12 protein-coding genes and 1 pseudogene are annotated in these 16,887 nt (G+C 40.7%); 7 read left to right on the plus strand and 6 right to left on the minus strand.

Annotated elements, in window-relative coordinates; genetic code table 11:
• Positions 1–48: 48 nt before the first annotated feature.
• From BFS30_RS19110 to BFS30_RS19135, 6 genes are all read right to left on the minus strand, one after another.
• Complete coding sequence (locus BFS30_RS19110; RefSeq protein WP_069380756.1) at positions 49–1,188, minus strand: cytochrome-c peroxidase; 1,140 nt, start codon at positions 1,186–1,188, stop codon at positions 49–51.
• A gap of 3 nt (positions 1,189–1,191) precedes the next feature.
• On the minus strand, positions 1,192–2,733 hold the full coding sequence (locus tag BFS30_RS19115) for a DUF6850 family outer membrane beta-barrel protein (protein WP_157262962.1): 1,542 nt from the start codon (positions 2,731–2,733) through the stop codon (positions 1,192–1,194).
• Between the two features lie 21 nt (positions 2,734–2,754).
• Positions 2,755–4,077 (minus strand): DUF4876 domain-containing protein, encoded by a 1,323-nt coding sequence (locus tag BFS30_RS19120; protein ID WP_069380758.1) that lies wholly within the window; start codon positions 4,075–4,077, stop codon positions 2,755–2,757.
• Positions 4,078–4,087: 10 nt separating this feature from the next.
• Positions 4,088–6,865, minus strand: a complete 2,778-nt coding sequence (locus BFS30_RS19125) for a TonB-dependent receptor (RefSeq protein ID WP_157262964.1) — start codon at positions 6,863–6,865, stop codon at positions 4,088–4,090.
• 229 nt (positions 6,866–7,094) lie between these two features.
• Positions 7,095–8,534 carry a RagB/SusD family nutrient uptake outer membrane protein gene (locus BFS30_RS19130; RefSeq protein WP_069380760.1) on the minus strand — a complete coding sequence of 480 codons (1,440 nt, stop codon included), beginning with the start codon at positions 8,532–8,534 and terminating at the stop codon, positions 7,095–7,097.
• Between the two features lie 11 nt (positions 8,535–8,545).
• Complete coding sequence (locus tag BFS30_RS19135; RefSeq protein WP_083252115.1) at positions 8,546–11,686, minus strand: SusC/RagA family TonB-linked outer membrane protein; 3,141 nt, start codon at positions 11,684–11,686, stop codon at positions 8,546–8,548.
• Positions 11,687–11,882: 196 nt separating this feature from the next.
• Between BFS30_RS19135 and BFS30_RS19140 the strand changes: the two genes are divergently transcribed.
• The 7 genes and pseudogenes from BFS30_RS19140 (at position 11,883) to BFS30_RS19165 (ending at position 16,886) form a co-directional block, all read left to right on the plus strand.
• A complete protein-coding gene (locus tag BFS30_RS19140) occupies positions 11,883–13,115 on the plus strand; it encodes an MFS transporter (protein WP_237028608.1) in 1,233 nt (410 codons plus the stop codon).
• A 126-nt stretch (positions 13,116–13,241) separates the two neighbouring features.
• Positions 13,242–13,718 carry a DUF6973 domain-containing protein gene (locus BFS30_RS19145; RefSeq protein ID WP_069380761.1) on the plus strand — a complete coding sequence of 159 codons (477 nt, stop codon included), beginning with the start codon at positions 13,242–13,244 and terminating at the stop codon, positions 13,716–13,718.
• Positions 13,718–14,113, plus strand: a complete 396-nt coding sequence (locus tag BFS30_RS19150; protein ID WP_167353168.1) for a hypothetical protein — start codon at positions 13,718–13,720, stop codon at positions 14,111–14,113. Before BFS30_RS19145 ends, BFS30_RS19150 begins: the two co-directional genes overlap by 1 nt.
• Before the next feature lie 42 nt (positions 14,114–14,155).
• Positions 14,156–14,359: pseudogene (locus tag BFS30_RS27520) on the plus strand (RHS repeat domain-containing protein); the annotation flags it as partial.
• Between the two features lie 230 nt (positions 14,360–14,589).
• A complete protein-coding gene (locus tag BFS30_RS19155; RefSeq protein ID WP_069380763.1) occupies positions 14,590–14,865 on the plus strand; it encodes a hypothetical protein in 276 nt (91 codons plus the stop codon).
• A gap of 173 nt (positions 14,866–15,038) precedes the next feature.
• Positions 15,039–15,479 carry a hypothetical protein gene (locus tag BFS30_RS19160; protein ID WP_069380764.1) on the plus strand — a complete coding sequence of 147 codons (441 nt, stop codon included), beginning with the start codon at positions 15,039–15,041 and terminating at the stop codon, positions 15,477–15,479.
• Between the two features lie 381 nt (positions 15,480–15,860).
• Entirely contained in the window at positions 15,861–16,886 is a 1,026-nt protein-coding gene (locus tag BFS30_RS19165) for a c-type cytochrome (RefSeq protein ID WP_069380765.1), read from the plus strand.
• Position 16,887: the final 1 nt, after the last annotated feature.

Raw genomic sequence — 16,887 nt, forward strand, 5'->3', positions numbered from 1 at the left:
TGTTTTTCGTTAACCGGAACTTCTTTTTTGCTAAAAATACGGACCGGTTTACTTTGGTAATTCAGGTGAACGCTCTTTCCAGGATTCTCCGGAAATGGCTTCCATAAAAGAAATCACCGCATCTTTTTCCATTTTGCTCAACATCAGGCCACGGAGTAATTTGTCATTTTTGGGATAGAGCGGATCATTTTCCTGTCCGGGTCTGCGTTTTTGATTTGGCATGCCCACATTGTACATGTTCATTACCCCATCCATATTGCCAAACAGGCCATTATGAAACCAGGGCGCCGTACGCATCACGTTGCGTAATCCGGGAGTTCTGAACTTTCCTACATCTTCCGGTTTTTTGCTGATGTTGTACAGGCCGAGATCTTCGTATTTACGGCCATAATAGGTCAGGCCCAGATTGTGAAATTCACCATCAGTAAATAAGGGGCCATTGTGGCAATTGACACAGCGGGCTTTGGTACGGAACAGGTGTAATCCCAGAATCTGCTGATCGGTCATTCTTTTCTTATTGCCTTCCAGGAAGTAATCAAAGTCCGATTTCCTGCTTACAATTGTCCGCTGATAGGTGGCAAGGGCAGAAAGGATTCTTTCCTCTGTGATTTTTTTATCGCCAAAGGCAGCATTAAACAAAGGCTGGTAGCCTTTGATCTTTTGCAGTTTGGAAGGGAGCTTCTTCAAATCCTGGTGCATCTCTATCGGGTTGGTAATTGGATTTACGGCCTGATCTTCCAATCCTTCCGCGCGGCCATCCCAGAATAGCTTACTGACCGACCATATGTTTTCCAGGGTAGGGGTATTCCTCTTCCCTGCGGCATGATCATGACCGATGGCGACCTCACGACCGTCCGCCCAGTTTAAATCCGATGCGTGGCAGCTGGAGCAGGAAATCTGATTTGAACCGGAAAGACGGGGATCGAAGAATAAAGTTTTTCCAAGTGAAATGATGCCTTTTAATTTTCCTTTTTGCCCTTCCAGAGGAGATGGAGGAAGTACACCCAGCTCCACAAAATTCACTCCTGAATCAATATTTGGTTTTGGCCATTGATCCGGAGATTTAGAATAGACCTTGCGCAGGGAATCTATTGGGATTTCATCATCAGGAAGGAACTCATAGGACCTGAAAGAGAGAAATAACAATATGCAGAACAATCCGCTAAGGACAGAAAATACCTTTTTCATGAATTAAAAATAGAGGTTTAAGGATAGATTGGTAGAAAACCTATTGTTTCCCGGAGTAGAAATGACCGTTCTGTCGAGGGTTTTAAACTTAAGCGCATCCATATAACTGAAACCAAGCCTGATGCCGGTCTGAATTTTTTTATAGGTAGGGAAGTTGTAATCTGCAGCTACAGAGCCACCAAAGAAATTGGAAGTATAATACAGATAATCGTTATAAATGACCATTCTGGCGAATACCGTTTCATTTCCCTGTGGCACATTGAACCGATCATTTAAGCTGATGGAATAAATACCTTCTGCATGTACCCCCCAGCTTTGCTCTCCCTTAAGCCGTTTGTTAAAGCCAATTCCTGCGTTCACTTTTAAACGGTTATAGCCAAGGAGGTTTCCGGTGAGGCCATCCTGCCGTTCTTCCCCATCCTTGGTCAGCCCTAAAATATAGTTATAACTGGTTTTGCCCGGACGGTTCAAAAATGCTTTTGCAGCCCATAGATTGTGGTTGTACAGGTAATTGTTGGCTTTGGCGGGATACTTAAAATCTGCTCCATCGGTATTCAGGTAATTAAAAGTAACGACCAGGTTGCTTCCCTGCATTTTCTTTTGCCACATCAAATCAAAATTATACGTCTTAAGCGTATAATCGTTCAGGTGTTCTCCGGTTTTGGCATCTTCAATCCGATTGACGAATTCCTGTTTCTCTTCGAGGTAATATCCGTTGAAACGAAGGGTTCCAAAATTGTTACCCTGATAAGAAAGGTAAGCATCGAAGCCAAATCTCGACATATCATTCCGAAAGTCTCTGCCCAGGGCTTTTTCTCCTTCTGTATTATAACCGCTGATCACATGGGTAATGAAGTCGAGGTATTCCAGGTTAGACACCTTATCTGGATTTTTATAAGCAACATTAGTGGCCTCTTCACCATATCCATATCTGATTCCCAGACCGGCCTTTAGTTGTTCGGACAACCGATACCCAAGACTTCCCTGTAAGTTGAGCTGATAATCTTTCAAGGTACCCCTGGGATCATTTGTGGAATAATGGTCGCCGATTCTATAGTCGATACCAATGGCTATCGGTAGATTATTGCCCAGCATATTCCGTTCTGCAGTGGCATTCAGCTGGTAAACCGTTCGCTGGTAATTTACATTGGCCGCCGATCCGTAGTAATACGGGCTGCTCGGATTATTTCTGGTCTGGTGTGCCCATCGGGTACTGTCTTCAGCGATTCTGTGGTAGGAAAAGGCACCCCATAATGCAATGCCGGCTAATGTTGATTTACCTTCTGTTGTCAGGTAGTTGTCCTTGATTTTGCCTGCCGACTGAAGTGGGGTATAACCACCTTTAGAAAACTGATGGCCAATGCTAAGGGTATTGAAACCATCCGGAATAGTAGAACTGAAAAATGCTTTTTTTCTGGCAAACTGGTAGGCTGCGAAGGAGGCAGAATCAGCTGCAAATATTTTATTCTTCAGACTTAGAATCGCAGTGGTATCTGCCTTTTGCGCATAAAGACAAAAGGTAGATACCTGCAATATAAACAGCATTATATATTGTTTTTTCATCAGTTATTTAAAGCCTTTTGGCTCTGCTCTATCAAAAAAATCAAAATCTTCGGAAGAATTGTTGGTGTCTTTCAGCACCCTTTTCCCATTTGTGGTTTTTTGTGTTTTTCTAATTACTGATTGAGAAGAGTAAGCACCATTAGGAGAGAATACCAGTCCGGCGTCGATATTGGCCGGTAATTTTTTAGGAAAACGGTCGCTGGCGATGTTGGATTGAATTTCTACACCATCGATTACATATTGTAGAGGAATCTGGTAATATTTTTTAGCTGTCGGGGCAGGTGTTGCCTTTGTAGGTTCATTATACTGAGGCCAGTTTCTTACTTTCTGAGTGCCGTCTACTTTAAAAATAACATAGCTATCACGTCCTTTATTGTCTAATATCAGGTCATTACCGGTATAGGAAAGCACTTCCATATTAGGAACCTGAGGGTTATCGATATCCGAGGCAAAAGGGGTTTCGCCTGGCAGGTTTCCATAATAAGCTTCAAAATCTGCTTTGCTCAGGTCTACTGTTAATTCCGGTTTTTTTACTGAAAATACTTTACCGTTATTGCCGGTGAAAGGAGATTTGTGATTTAAAGCAGTTTGGGCCAGAACAATGCTTTCTCCAGGTTGTACAGGATATTGTTTTCCCGTTCCGGGAATCATCAATAAGGTTTTTACATAGATGTAATCCCTGTTTGCATTAATGTTGGAAGGCATGTTTACTGATTTACTCCAGTCCAATTGTCCACCTGCTAAAGTATGTATCGTCGTGTTGGCTGTAGATACCCTGCCAAAGACCTGGCCAAAATACAGGCTGTCTGCATAAAGCACTACATTGGTGTTGTTATAAAATTCGATAAACTGGTCTCTGAATCCTGCACCCTCTGAGGTATTCGATCCGGCATAATAGATTTGTTTAATCACCCAGTCGCCGGATTTTCCTGCGATCAGTTTTAGCTCCAGATTTCCGCTGAAATCTGAATTGATTTGTTTTCCTTTTTCAGACGCATTAAAGGTTACCGCATCTTCCGTAGGAATACCAGTAATCCTGGAGTACTCAGCTGCAGGGATGCTTACTACGGCATCAATATCATAAGAGCCCACTGCAATGGCGGTAAAAAGTACTTTTCCATCGGTACCAACAGGAAGTTCCTGCGAAGCTTTTGTCAGGATATTGGTGATTTTAACTTTGGCGTTGGTTAAAGGTAAAGTATACCCGGAGCTGATGTCATAAGCAAGGCTTACGCCAAGATCAACAGGTTTAATATCCGGGGTTTTATCTTTTTTACAGGCCAGCAGTATACTGGATAGGCAAAGGGTAAATAGTAGTTTTTTCATGAGAAATATATTAGAGTTTTAATGATAATTCGGCGCCAAAAGTCGGACTAGGGTTAGGCATCATCAGGTTGCCTCCTGAAGTCAGATAGCTAGGCTGATAATTGAAAACGTTGTACACGTTAAAGGAGAACTTAAAACGCTTTTTGATTTCTTTGCTCAGGCTTAAATGGTAATTGGGCAGGATCCGGGGAAGGTCATCTTCCTGAAAAGCGGATTCGGGTATTACCAACAGGCTGTGTATCGGATCATTCTTGTCGAAATGGCTGATGCTGATGTATTCCAGGTCATTGTTGTAATAACCTAAGGGGATCCCGGCGCTGATTCTTCTTTTTGTTTTCCTAAGGAATTTGAAATCTGCGGTGAACTGGGCGATCAGGCTGATTTTCGGGATATGGGTTGTTGCGGTAATGCGTCCATTGCTCTCGTAAGAAGTCTGATTGCTGGGTTCATAAAGGCCTGTTTTCGGATATTCAGGGTTGGTGTTGTTTCCTGCGGCAACATCTCTTCTGGTCAGTTCAGTGGTACGGGAATTGGTTTTGAAAATCCCTCCGCTAATGTTAAAAGAGGTGGATATAGCTTCGATAGCCGGGGTACTTAACATCAGTTCCAGGCCCGTGCTTTTCGACTGCAGGGTATTGCTGAACGTAAAATAGTTGAGCTGATATTTTTTTAATCCGCTAGTGATAACGGTAGGTTTCTCTCCGGGAACAGGAGTTACCGTATATGTTGGCAGGGAAATGTTTTTCAGGTTGCTTATGGTACTGATTCCATTTTTTGCTTCTTTATGGAAAGCGCTCAGGGAGAGGTTGAAATCTTTAAGTTTCACCTGGGTGGTAAATTCAAAAGTCTGGTTCTGAGATGATTTCAGGTTTTTATTAGTAGGGTCATAACGCTCCACGTATAATAAATACAGGCTTTCGTTAACATTGCCATTGTAGCTAAGCAGGAGGGGAACCTCCATGAAAGTCGGACCTGGATATCGGTGTGCAAGACCTGGAGATTTAAATGCGATGCCGTAAGCCAGTCCCATGCGGACCTTGTCGCTGAGCTGATAGTTGACATTCGTTCTTGGTGCAACTGAGGCATATCTATTCTGTACATCCAGGCGGGCACCAGCACGCACATTGAGCTCTCTGTTTAAAACTTTTAACTTAAACATATCTTCCAGATAGGCTCCAACATCCTGTTGGGCAACTGCCAGCTTGAAATCATAGTAACGGTCTGAGCCATATCTTCCTCTGCTGAGGCTGGTTGGCAATTGTGCAGTAGTTTGAACCCTGGGCCTGTTGGGATCCGAGAGCTGTCCTTCTCCTTTATTGATGCTATAGTTATAACCAGCCCCGAAAGAGAAATAATGGATCAGTTTTCCGGTGTTAAATTCGGAGTTGAAATCAAGTCTGGCAGAAAGGCTGACCGGTCGTCCGTCTACCTGGTAAACTGAATTGTATATTCCTGTATCAAAAATACCTTCTGTGATCCCGGTACTGGTTGCATCAGAGTAAGCGATATAAGATTTATTGACAATCTCTTCTTTATAGGTCTGCTGATGGCCTTCGCTATATTTTACATTCAGGGCTATGTTTTTTAGAAAATCACCTTTCAAGCGATAGTTGAATCTGTTTCCTATTCCGAAATTCCAGCTGTCGAATCTGGTTTTAGTGCTTTTTGGATCGTCCGGGTCGTGTTTAATGCCATCTAGATTTCGTCCGTAGTCAATGCTAAAGGTGTTTTTCAGTTGTTTCTCGCGGCCAAAAGAGTTGGTCCACATGGCATTGGTATTGATTCTTTTATAGGCTTTGAGTTTCTCTCTGTTATCGGCGTAGGAATTTACATAGTTAAGCCCCAGATTTAAGGATCCAAGCTGGTCACTTAGTTTAAATCCTTTGGACAAGCCGTAGGAGGTGGCATTGTCCCTGATCTGCATGCGCAGGTATCCGGGAGATTTTCCTGCCTGTCTTTCAATGATAATCGCTCCGTCGGTTAAGTCTCCATACTTTGCAGAGGGTACTCCGGCGATGACTTCAATACTTTCTATATTGTCGGCAGGAATTTGTCTGAGGTCAGTTCCTCCAAAGGCATAATCTCCTGAGTACTGCCTGTTTTTAGCCCCTGACAGGCCATAACTGGATGGGCTGTAAATATGAGCGTCAGATAATCCGGAGATACCTGGATTATAGCTTTGCATGTTTGCATTATTACTGATCGCCTGTCCGTCCATGATGATCGCTACACCAAAAGCATTGTTAAGCTGGAAAGGATCTTTTGTCAGTCTTTCGGGGAAAGTCGCTCTTAAAGTCAGGTTCTGTACACTTTGAAGTGAAGGAGGGCTGATGGTCCGGTTTGGGATCTGGTTCAGCAAATCATTTATACTTAAAGCAGGGATCTGCTCGATCATGTCCCGGTCGATGATAAAGGAGGAGTTTGTAGAACCCTGATAATCTCTTTTTGCACTAATGGAGATTTCTTTAAGGCTAAGGTCCAGTGTTTTTAAGGTGATGATACCCAGATCGAGTTTTGAAGCGGTGATGTTAACTTTTTTACTGAGTTTCTTGAAGCCAATAGAGGAGAACTCTAAAGTGACCTCCTGTCCTGTTGGTTTTGCACCTGGTATGGAGAAACTTCCATCGCTTTTGCTGACCGCATATTGATTCGTTTCTACCAGCTTAATATTGACCAGTTCAATGGCTTTTTGCTGTTCGTCATAAACTTTCCCCGTTATGATGGCGCTATTTTGCGCATAGGTAGCCGTTGAGGCCACCATTAGAAGTGTAATGTAAAGTAATTTCAATTTAGACTGATTCTAATCCCTGCCGCAAAAGTGTAGATAATACACTAACAATGCAAGTTATTTAGAACAATTCTAGTTAAGTAATAGAGTTTTTACTTAGGGAGAGGGGGTGTGTGAGTGTGGAGTAGGAAGAGACGGGATTTGTTTTTATAAAAAAGCGGCAATTTTCAATTTGAAAATTGCCGCTTAAGCATATTAATTGTCGCGGTTTTTAAGTGCTTATCAAATCCTAAAGTGGATTTTGCACAATTTTTGGATTGGCATCAATTTCCTCTTTTGGAATTGGCATTAAGAATTTAGGATCACCAGGAGCCATATTTACTTTAGACCAGTGCGAACCGCCGGTTCTTTTCAACGTCTCTTTTCTTCTTTGGATATCAAAGATTCTAAAGCCCTCACCGTAAAGCTCTTTTCTTCTTTCTATCTGGATTTCTTCCTTTAATGCATCACCAGTATTAGTCGATTTTACTGCACCGGTAATTGAACGGCGTTGTATTTCAAATAAAGCATTTTGTGCAGCAGGCCAGTTCCCCAGTTCCGCTTCAGCCTCAGCTTCATTTAAAAACATTTCAGCAGACCTCATCAATACCACTGAAGCGTCAAATCCGGGTTTAAAATAAAATTTATTCATCAAATAACCAGCTGCGTCTTTCACTTCATAATCACGAGTCAAGGCATCACCGTAGCCAGCGTCTGAAACGAAAAACTGTTGTTTACGGATGTCATTAGTTTTAAACAAGCGGTGGAAATTGGTATCTGCCCTAAAAGTACTGTAACCCACATCATAAGGCTCATGAAATGAAGCTGCACCTACATATCCTGGAGTATTGTCCGGAGTGTATTCCATATCCCAGATCCATTCGCCTGAAGCTTTATAGAATCCATTCAGTAATGTGGCTTTATCATCTAAAGGATGACCAGCTCTTGCCAGTTTAGCAAAGCTGCTCGCTTCTGCCCATTTATTACCCATGCTTAAATAAACCCTTGATAAAAGCCCCTGAACTGCCGGTAAGGTAAGTCTGGAGATTTTTGAAAGAGAAGGTGACATGTTTTGTACTGCATAATTCAGGTCTTCAAGAATAAAATCGTAAATCTCCTTTACGGTTGCTCTTCCAGGTAATTCCGAATCTACACCAAGAGGTGTATCTGATTTTGCAACTCCAAGAGCATTAGGATCAAGTGAATATGGTTTTCCATAACACCTCACCAGGTTAAAATAGGCAATTGCCCTCATTGCTCTGGCCTCTGCAAGATATTTCTTTTTATCTGCATCGGTAAGAGGGGCAAGTGGAACTTTTTGGATCGCCTGATTACAGTTGGCAATCAATCTGTAGCCTTCTCTCCAAAATGTTTGTTGGAGACTGGTTGGAGTTTCCGCGTAACTATAAGCCTGCGCAAACCTGTTATAGTTTCCTGACCGTCTTACGTAAATATCTTCTCCTTTGATGTCTGCCTGTAATAGCATAGCGTTCATGTATGCACCAGAAGACAGAAGACTATACAAGCCTACCATCGCTGCTTCAACCCTTCCCGGACTGGTGAAAGCGTCATCAGTATTGATAGCAGTGGTTGGAGTAGGGCTAAGGTCGCTTTTTTTACACCCGTTAAATAATGTCGCGGATGCAATCAGCAATCCGAACGTGTAAATTGTTATATATCTGTTTTTCATTTTTTTTAAGACTAAAATCCTACATTAAGACCAAAAGAGAATGTTTTTACATTTGGAATCTCATTTCCTGCAACACCATCGAAATCAAATTCAGGATCTACTCCTTTATGTTTTGCCCAGGTTAGTATATTTTCTCCCATTACATAAATCCTTGCATTTTGAAGTATTCCGGTTTTGCTGATTAAACTTTTAGGCAAAGAGTATCCTAAGGAAACCGTTTTTAACCTTGCGTAGGTTGCGTCAAACAAATAACGGGTTGAACGTGAGTTGCTAAGGGTGTTGTTCGAAAGGATGAAACGAGGCATATTGGTATTGTCGCCTGGATTTTTCCAGGCATTCAGGGCATCTCTTGATAATTGTTTACCAGGGCTTAAGCCGTCTCCTGTCAGAGATTGATAGTTATTGTCCATGATTTTTCCTCCAAGACTGAAATAAACCATAAAGCCAAGATCGAAATCTTTATAGGTAAATCTGTTGTTAAATGCACCTGTTAATTTTGGAAAGGCTGAACCTTGTTCGTATCTGGTTGCCTCACGATAATCTGATGTGGTTACTTTTGTGGTAGTTCCATTTGCATCTGTTTGATCTTTGTACCATAGGGCATTTCCATTTGCAGGATCTACACCTGCATATTCTTCAATGTAATAACGATAGATATCTACTCCGACACGGTATCTTTTCGATCCAACGATCACTTCCGGTTGACTAAGTTTAGTGATTTTGTTTGTATTTCTGGCGAAGTTCAAACCAACATTCCAGGTAAAATCTTTAGTTGTCACGGCATCTGCATTTAAGCCAACCTCTATACCGCTATTGTCTAATGACGCAAGGTTGGTATTGATGGAAGGGAAACCAGTAATCATAGATAATGGCTTAGCAAATAACAAGTCTTTCGAGGATCGTTTGTAATAAACAATCTCTCCGTTAAAGATGTTAAACAAACGGAATTCAAGGGCAACGTCAGTGTTGGTATTTCTTTCCCATTGTAATTTTCCGTTTCCAAGCTGGTTATAAGAGGTTCCGCCCTGGCCATTGTAATTGAATCCAAGCTCATATAAATCCAGAGAGGCGTAACGGGATAATTCTGGATTGGTAGAAATGAATTTATCATTACCAACTGTTCCGTAATTAGCTCTTAATTTTAAATCAGTTAACCAATTCACGTTCTGTAAAAAGGCTTCTTGTTTTACTCTCCATGCTCCACCCACAGACCAGAAAGTACCCCATTTGCTATCTATTCCGAAAACGGATGAAGCATCTCGTCTGATACTGGCTGAGAAGAAATATTTGTTGTCATAAGAATAATTGAAACGGGAGAAATATCCGGTATTACGATAATCAGTCTGATAAGAATCAGCAGTTGCTGCTTTAGACGAAGATCTTAACTCATATACACCAGGAAAAGGAAAGCCTGTTCCCGCTGCATTTATCAGATCATAGTTTGTTTTGGATGCTTCATGACCAGCAAGGAATCCAAAAAGGTGTTTGTCAACACTTTTGCTGTAATTTAAGGTATTGGTGATGTTTAATCCCAGGTTTCTTGCAGAAAAGCGGGATGCTCTTCCGCCTACAGCAACACCGTCGCCATGCTCCATATTGTAGAACAATAGCTCACGGTTGGTCAGATAATCCACTGTGAACATGGATTTAAATTTAAAATCTTTAAGAAAAGAAATCTCGGCAAAAGCTGAGGAAAGTACCCTTGCAGTTTGTGTAGAGAATTTATCTTCTTTACTTAGGTAAACCGGATTGTAGTCCTTAAACATATTGTTGTCAAAGTTGTAAACCGGTTGTCCTTTTGTATCATACTGAATCGAGCCATCTGCGTTTCTAGCGTATAAAGGATATACATTTGATACGTTGTTGGTGAAGCCTAATAAACTTGAACCATTGGTGCCTCCGGATGGAGCATTCTGATCAGTGTAGGATAGTGTATTGTACATCCCTAAAGTAAGAAAATCAGTGGCTTTGTTCTCGAGGTTTGCTTTCGCTGTATAACGTTTAAAAGAAGAAGCTAAAGCAATACCTTCCTGGTCAAAATATCCACCAGATACGTAGAATTTGGTCGTTTCAGATCCTCCGCTAAAGCTTACATTGTAGTCTTCGTTTTTACCTGTACGCAATACTTCTTTTCTCCAGTCTGTATCATAAAGCAATGCAGCACCATTGCTCAATACTCCCTGTGCCGCATATGGTTTAGGTGTATTGTATGGATTTACACTCAAAATGTCAATGGTTTCCGCATTGGCATTGGTGGTGGCCAGGGCAGGGCTTTGTCCGGCATCAATGAAACCTTGATAACTGGCATCCCAGTAAACCTTGAAATATTCCGAAGCATTTAACATTTTATGTTGTTTTACTGCAAGATCAGAATAACCAAATGTCGCACCGGCCTGAATTTTTGTTTTACCTGCTTTACCTTTTTTTGTCGTAATGATCACCACACCATTTGCAGCTCTTGATCCATATAAGGCTGCAGAAGCTGCATCTTTTAATACGGTAACTGATTCGATATCTTCTGAATTCAGAGAGGATAAAATGTTCGTAGTTTGGTTATTCGAGGCGCTCAACATACTGATGTCACCCTGAGTATCCATTGGAACCCCGTCAACAACATATAAAGGGGAGGCTTCAGAGTTAATTGATCCAACCCCTCTGACCCTCACCTGGGCCACTGAGCCTGGTTGTCCCGAAGCACTTTTAACTACCAGACCTGGAACAGTACCCTGAAGTGCCTTATCCACCGAAGTTACTGGTCTGTCTTTAAGATCTGCCGCTTTTACAACGCCCACTGAGCCGGTATAAGATTCCTTGGTAGCAGTACCGTAAGCAACAACGATGACTTCTCCAAGTTCCGTAGCATTTACCTGAAGTGCTACATTAATGACGTTCCCTGAAATGGCTTTTGTTTGGGCAGTGTATCCGATGTATGAAAACTCCAGTGTAGTCGCACCGTCTGGAACACTTAATGAATATTTTCCTTCCCCGTTGGTCTGGGAACCACCCACACCTCCTTTTACTCTAACACTTACTCCTGGCAGTGGTTTGCCATCGGATTGATCCGTAACTGTACCTGTGATTGTCCGGTTTTGTGCAACCGTGGTCCCGGCAATGAGCATGAACACAAACAAGCTTAGTAAGATTTTTTTCATAAAAAATAGTTTAGTTGTTAATAAAGTTACAAGATAAACAGAAAATTACATTTACACTACAAATTTGTTATCGTTTAGATAAGAATACCTGGTTCCAGGTAGATGGAGTTGTATTATTGAAAAAATATTGATTATCAGTTTTTTACAGGCCGTTAATCGTCCAATTATTTGGCTTATTTATAAAAATATTACAGATATGTTGATAGACGATAAAATCCATATTCTATACCCGACTAAGGAGGTGGAACGAAAGGAATTGCTAAATTTGCAGAATAAAGATGATCTAATGATTTCCAAGCAAAAGCACCGTTTCTTTTTAAGTCTGTTTTTTTTCATATCGGGTTTTAGCTTTGCTACCTGGGCATCCAGGATTCCGACGATTAAAACAACATTCGACTTTAATGAGGCGGAGTTGGGAAGCATCTTACTGGCATTGCCTGTGGGATCATTATTAGGACTCCCAATTTCAGGCTGGTTAATTTCCCGTTTCAATAGTAAAGTACCCCTGGCCGGGGGCTATGCCTTAAACGCGCTTTCTTTATCCCTGATCGGTTTTGCGCAAAATACGTTTAGCCTCATAGTAGCGGTTATTCTATTTGCTTTTACCACCAGGATATTCAATATCTCAGTGAATACCCAGGCATTGACCCTTCAGAAGCAATTTGAGAAGAAAATTATAGGTTCTTTCCATGGATACTGGAGTATTGGTGGAATTGCGGGAATCTTGCTTTCTACTTTCCTGCTAACCCTAAACGTGTCCATCCAGCTTCACTTTTCTATTGTAGCAGGAATTATGTTACTGGTTACGGTATATTCTTATCAGTTCCTGCTTGGGGGAGACCGCTCCAAAACAGGAAATAAGCTCATTCTAAGCAAACCTGATCCGTATATCTTTTATCTAGGAGTGGTGGTATTCTTATGCGCCATCTGCGAGGGAGGGATGTTCGATTGGAGCGGAATCTATTTTCAGGAAATCATAAAAGTGGAGATCTTTACTTATGGTTACCTGATCTTTATGACCTTTATGGCAGCATCCAGATTCCTGTCAGATATTATTATTGCCAGATTTGGAATGCCTAAAACTTATATTATGAGTGCGGCCTTTATTATATCCGGTATTAGTCTTGCGATTATCTTTCCAACTTTCTGGACGGCTATGGCGGGCTTTTCTCTGGTTGGTTTTGGTACTGCATCGATTATCCCGATGTCTTATGCACTTGCAGGAGCTTCAAAAAAATATTCTCCGGGAATGGCGATTTCTATTATCGCTACTTATTCGATTACAGGAATGCTATTAGGGCCACCGTTGATTGGTTACCTGGCACATGCATTTAACCTAAGGGTATCTTTCATCATCTTCGCCCTTTGTGGTTTATTGTTGATCCCGATTACCAGGTTATTCTTTAACCATCAGCAAAAAGTAGGGTAGAACCGAAAGCTGAACGCAATTTTTTACAGGTGCTTTATAAGAAATATATCCACTAATGCAGCACGGTTTTCAACGAGGGGAAGTTCATCAGAAGCTAGAGGATCTGTTTTAAGAGAACCTGCTGGAATGGAAAACCAAGGGAGTGAAGTTAATGCTTTCCGACATGTATTATGGCAAGCAACAATTACCAGCGAGTTTGGAAGCGATGTAGCTAGTAAAGTAGGATTTGCTCATGAAGAGAACCCTAATAGTAATTGGAGTACTGATTATACGAAAAAATCTTTTGGTACACTGGGCGGTGCAGATGAAAGAATCGACTTAACCAATAATGAAATCGGTAGATCAATTGGTGAAGAGAATAAAGGAATGGGTATGAAAGATCTTGCTTTAAAAGTTTTAGACGCTTTCAAAACCGACGGATTATGGACCGCTACTAGACAGAGTGATGGAACATTCCGAATGACTCAAACTAAAATTAGTAATGAACAGCATAAATCCCTTCAGAAAGTCTTTAATAATTTGAATAACGATGGTTTTACTTTTGCTGAAGAAATGAAGCGTATAGCAGAAGCCAGAAAGGAAACAGGAACTGCCATAAAATAATGATGATTAGAATTAAGAATATGACCAAATTTACCGAAATTTCGTTTGATGTATTGTGCGTAATAGTAGTGGTGTTTTTTTTAACATCCTGTACTCAGGACATTAGTTTTGAGAAGACTAAATGGGCAGAGAAAGCTGATCCGATTTATCCTTCGGCATACCGTTCTCAGATGCTTAAGGATTTAACAACTAATCATAAATTAATAGGGTTAAGTTATTCTCAGTTAATTGGATATTTAGGTTATCCCGATTCGAAAGAGGCTAATACCGTTGTTTATAGAATTGCTATTGATTATGGGAGTGATATTGATCCTGTCTATTCGAAAAATCTAGAATTCTCCTATTCAAAGGATTCAATAATAACTTCTTTTAAAATATTAGAATGGAAGAAATAGAGGGATACTTCAACAAAAAATGGTAGGTAGTACGATTACGGGGCGAGATTCTATGATCCGGCAATAGGGAGGTGGAATGTTATAGATCCGAAAGCAGAAAAGGTACATGTTGTTATCCCTTATGTTTATACCGATAATAATCCCGTGAATAATATTGACCCTAATGGTATGGAAACCTACTATGGCGGAGAAGTGAAGGAAATATTTGACCAGATTAAAAAATCCATGGCGTTTCAGCGACCATAGGATGAGTATTATGTTGACGCCTCAGGTAAAAAAATAAGGTTAGTAATAAAGGAGGCTCTACCTACGATTATTATAATTTTGCTGCTGGTACAAAAATGCGTTATCTGGAAAAAATTTAGCGGTAACAAGGTTAGGTTCGCAGTTTAAGGGCTTAGCTGATAAAGCTTCTGATTTGAACTTTTATGTACCTAGGAGGGCAAGTCGTGGTCGGGTAGATATGAATCTGACCTTTGAGTCATTTTTATTCGGGGGCGATTCTCAAACCGGTAACGGGTGTAGTTGCTAAAGCAGTTGATTCTCTTTTTGGTAAATTGGTTGCTAGAGGAGAGGGAAATTTAGTTAACCTTAATGAGGAAACTTTCTCTCAAGCTTTGTTTAACGGAGCTGAGAATGTGGCAGGTTATTCTGTTTGGGGTACAAAAGGGCTAGTAGGTAATACATTTAATAGAAATGTTTTTTATTGGAAGCCTCAGGAGGTAAAAGTCTATCCGGTTTTAGGTCTCTAGTTATAAGCTTAGAATCAGAGGCATTGGGGGCTGGCACAAATAAAATTTCTATTTACGGCTCATCTGTAATTAACAAAGGCTTCCTCAATCCAAATATTGCTAGGTGTTTTGGTTATTCTTTTGAGAAGTCAGGCAGTGGTGTTTTCTTGCAAAAAGTTTTAAGATAATAGGTTATGACAGAAATTAAAAGTAAATCATCAATATTACTGTCAATCTTTAGACGGAAAGGGGGTGAAGGGGTATTAACTAAAATCATCAATGAGGATAATAAATTAAATTTTTCCAATCAGGTAGCATTGATAAAAGCTGATGAACAACCATTATTATGTTTTAAAAAGGATGAATTAAATTGGTTGTTCATCACCAGTGATCGGATTATAGAATCAGAGGAAAGTATAATATTATCTATCCCTTATTGTGAACTAGTTGAGGTAAGCCTTGCTATACAAGAAGAGTTTAGAGACAGGGTAATGAATAAAGAAAATTTTACACGTCTTGTTTTGAAAGCTAGCAATGGTCAAAGATATGTTCTAAAATTGGAAAAAGGAAAGCCTTACCAAGGGATTTATCAAATGTTACATCATGTAGTGACAAAGGGGGGAGATAATCACTGAACCTTCCAGTTAAGCGATCAGGAGCTTGAAGACATGGTATCGCATTTTGCGATACCATCAAACAGGCGCTAAAAGATGTTTTAACCTTATGTCTTCACTGAACATGGTGTATTAATGCGCTCCAATGTACTGAAAAGTGAAAGAGCAATACAGATGAATATCTGTTCTATAGAAATCTTTGTAACCCCCCAAAAACTACTTTATCGTAAAATACGGCTTGATCTTTAATAAAATCTATCTATTATATAGGTTAAATATTTTGTGTTTTCTGATAACTTTTTGTTATAGGCGATAACATTATTGAATTTCTTCTTCATTCCGGTTTCATCCATTTTTGTCAGGCAGTAAAAGCTATTAGCTGCTGTGATAACCCTAAAAATAATGGAAGATATTTTAAAACAGCTTCGTCGTGGACTGATTATAGTCATCTTACTTATCGTTGTAATGTTAGGCTTGATGGTCGCTATGGTGGTCGCTAATATACTCCCAGAATCTTCTCTATCGGCTAAAGTGGAAGGTATAGATTCTGCATCATCGTCCAAAGAAACTAAAAAAAATGCGATGTGGAAAGCTCCGGAAATTAGTTCCCTAACAGATAAGGATGAAAAGAAATTGGTGGAATATGGCAGGGACCTGATCGCCAATACCTCCAGGTATTTAGGACCAAATGGTACGGTTGGAAAACTGACTAATGGTATGAATTGTCAGAATTGCCATATGGATGCTGGCACTAAACCATTTGGAAATAATTATTCAGCTGTTTATTCGACCTATCCAAAGTTCAGGGCAAGATCAGGAACTAAGGAAACGATCGTGAAGCGGATTTCAGATTGCTTTGAAAGAAGCCTTAATGGCAGCAGACCCGGAAATGAGGAAATGAACGCAATGGTTGCATACATCAGGTTTTTGGGTACAGGCGTAAAAAAAGACAGCATTCCACAGGGGGCAGGACTGGAAAAGCTTGCGTATCTTGACCGGGCCGCTGATCCGGTAAGGGGAGCATTGATTTATCAGTCAAAATGCGCCTCTTGTCATGGTGCTAAGGGAGAGGGGATATTAACGGAAGATAAAAATTCCTTTGTGTATCCTCCTTTATGGGGACCGCAAAGTTATAATGATGCCGCAGGCTTGTATAGAATTTCCAATTTCGCAGGATACGTTAAAAATAATATGCCTTTTGGAGCATCTTACGAAAATCAGTTATTGACAGATGAGGAATCCTGGGACATCGCTGCCTTCGTAAATTCGCAACCCAGACCTCATAAGGATCAGGCGGGCGACTGGAAAGACATTTCGAAAAAACCGGTTGATTATCCCTATGGGCCCTATAGTGATGGATTTACAGAGCGCCAACACAAATACGGACCATTCAAGCCAATTGTACAACTTATCAAACACTCAAAATAAA

It is taken from the genome of Pedobacter steynii (assembly GCF_001721645.1).
Taxonomy (GTDB): Bacteria; Bacteroidota; Bacteroidia; order Sphingobacteriales; family Sphingobacteriaceae; genus Pedobacter; species Pedobacter steynii_A.

What these genes read in the sequence shown, in the direction of transcription:
- BFS30_RS19115 (WP_157262962.1), bottom strand. Translation starts at nt 2,733, where the DNA reads ATGCTGTTTATATTGCAGGTATCTACCTTTTGTCTTTATGCGCAAAAG.
- BFS30_RS19130 (WP_069380760.1), bottom strand. Translation starts at nt 8,534, where the DNA reads ATGAAAAACAGATATATAACAATTTACACGTTCGGATTGCTGATTGCA.
- BFS30_RS19160 (WP_069380764.1), top strand. Translation starts at nt 15,039, where the DNA reads ATGACAGAAATTAAAAGTAAATCATCAATATTACTGTCAATCTTTAGA.
- BFS30_RS19140 (WP_237028608.1), top strand. Translation starts at nt 11,883, where the DNA reads ATGTTGATAGACGATAAAATCCATATTCTATACCCGACTAAGGAGGTG.
- BFS30_RS19135 (WP_083252115.1), bottom strand. Translation starts at nt 11,686, where the DNA reads ATGAAAAAAATCTTACTAAGCTTGTTTGTGTTCATGCTCATTGCCGGG.
- BFS30_RS19150 (WP_167353168.1), top strand. Translation starts at nt 13,718, where the DNA reads ATGATGATTAGAATTAAGAATATGACCAAATTTACCGAAATTTCGTTT.
- BFS30_RS19120 (WP_069380758.1), bottom strand. Translation starts at nt 4,077, where the DNA reads ATGAAAAAACTACTATTTACCCTTTGCCTATCCAGTATACTGCTGGCC.
- BFS30_RS19165 (WP_069380765.1), top strand. Translation starts at nt 15,861, where the DNA reads ATGGAAGATATTTTAAAACAGCTTCGTCGTGGACTGATTATAGTCATC.
- BFS30_RS19110 (WP_069380756.1), bottom strand. Translation starts at nt 1,188, where the DNA reads ATGAAAAAGGTATTTTCTGTCCTTAGCGGATTGTTCTGCATATTGTTA.
- BFS30_RS19145 (WP_069380761.1), top strand. Translation starts at nt 13,242, where the DNA reads ATGGAAAACCAAGGGAGTGAAGTTAATGCTTTCCGACATGTATTATGG.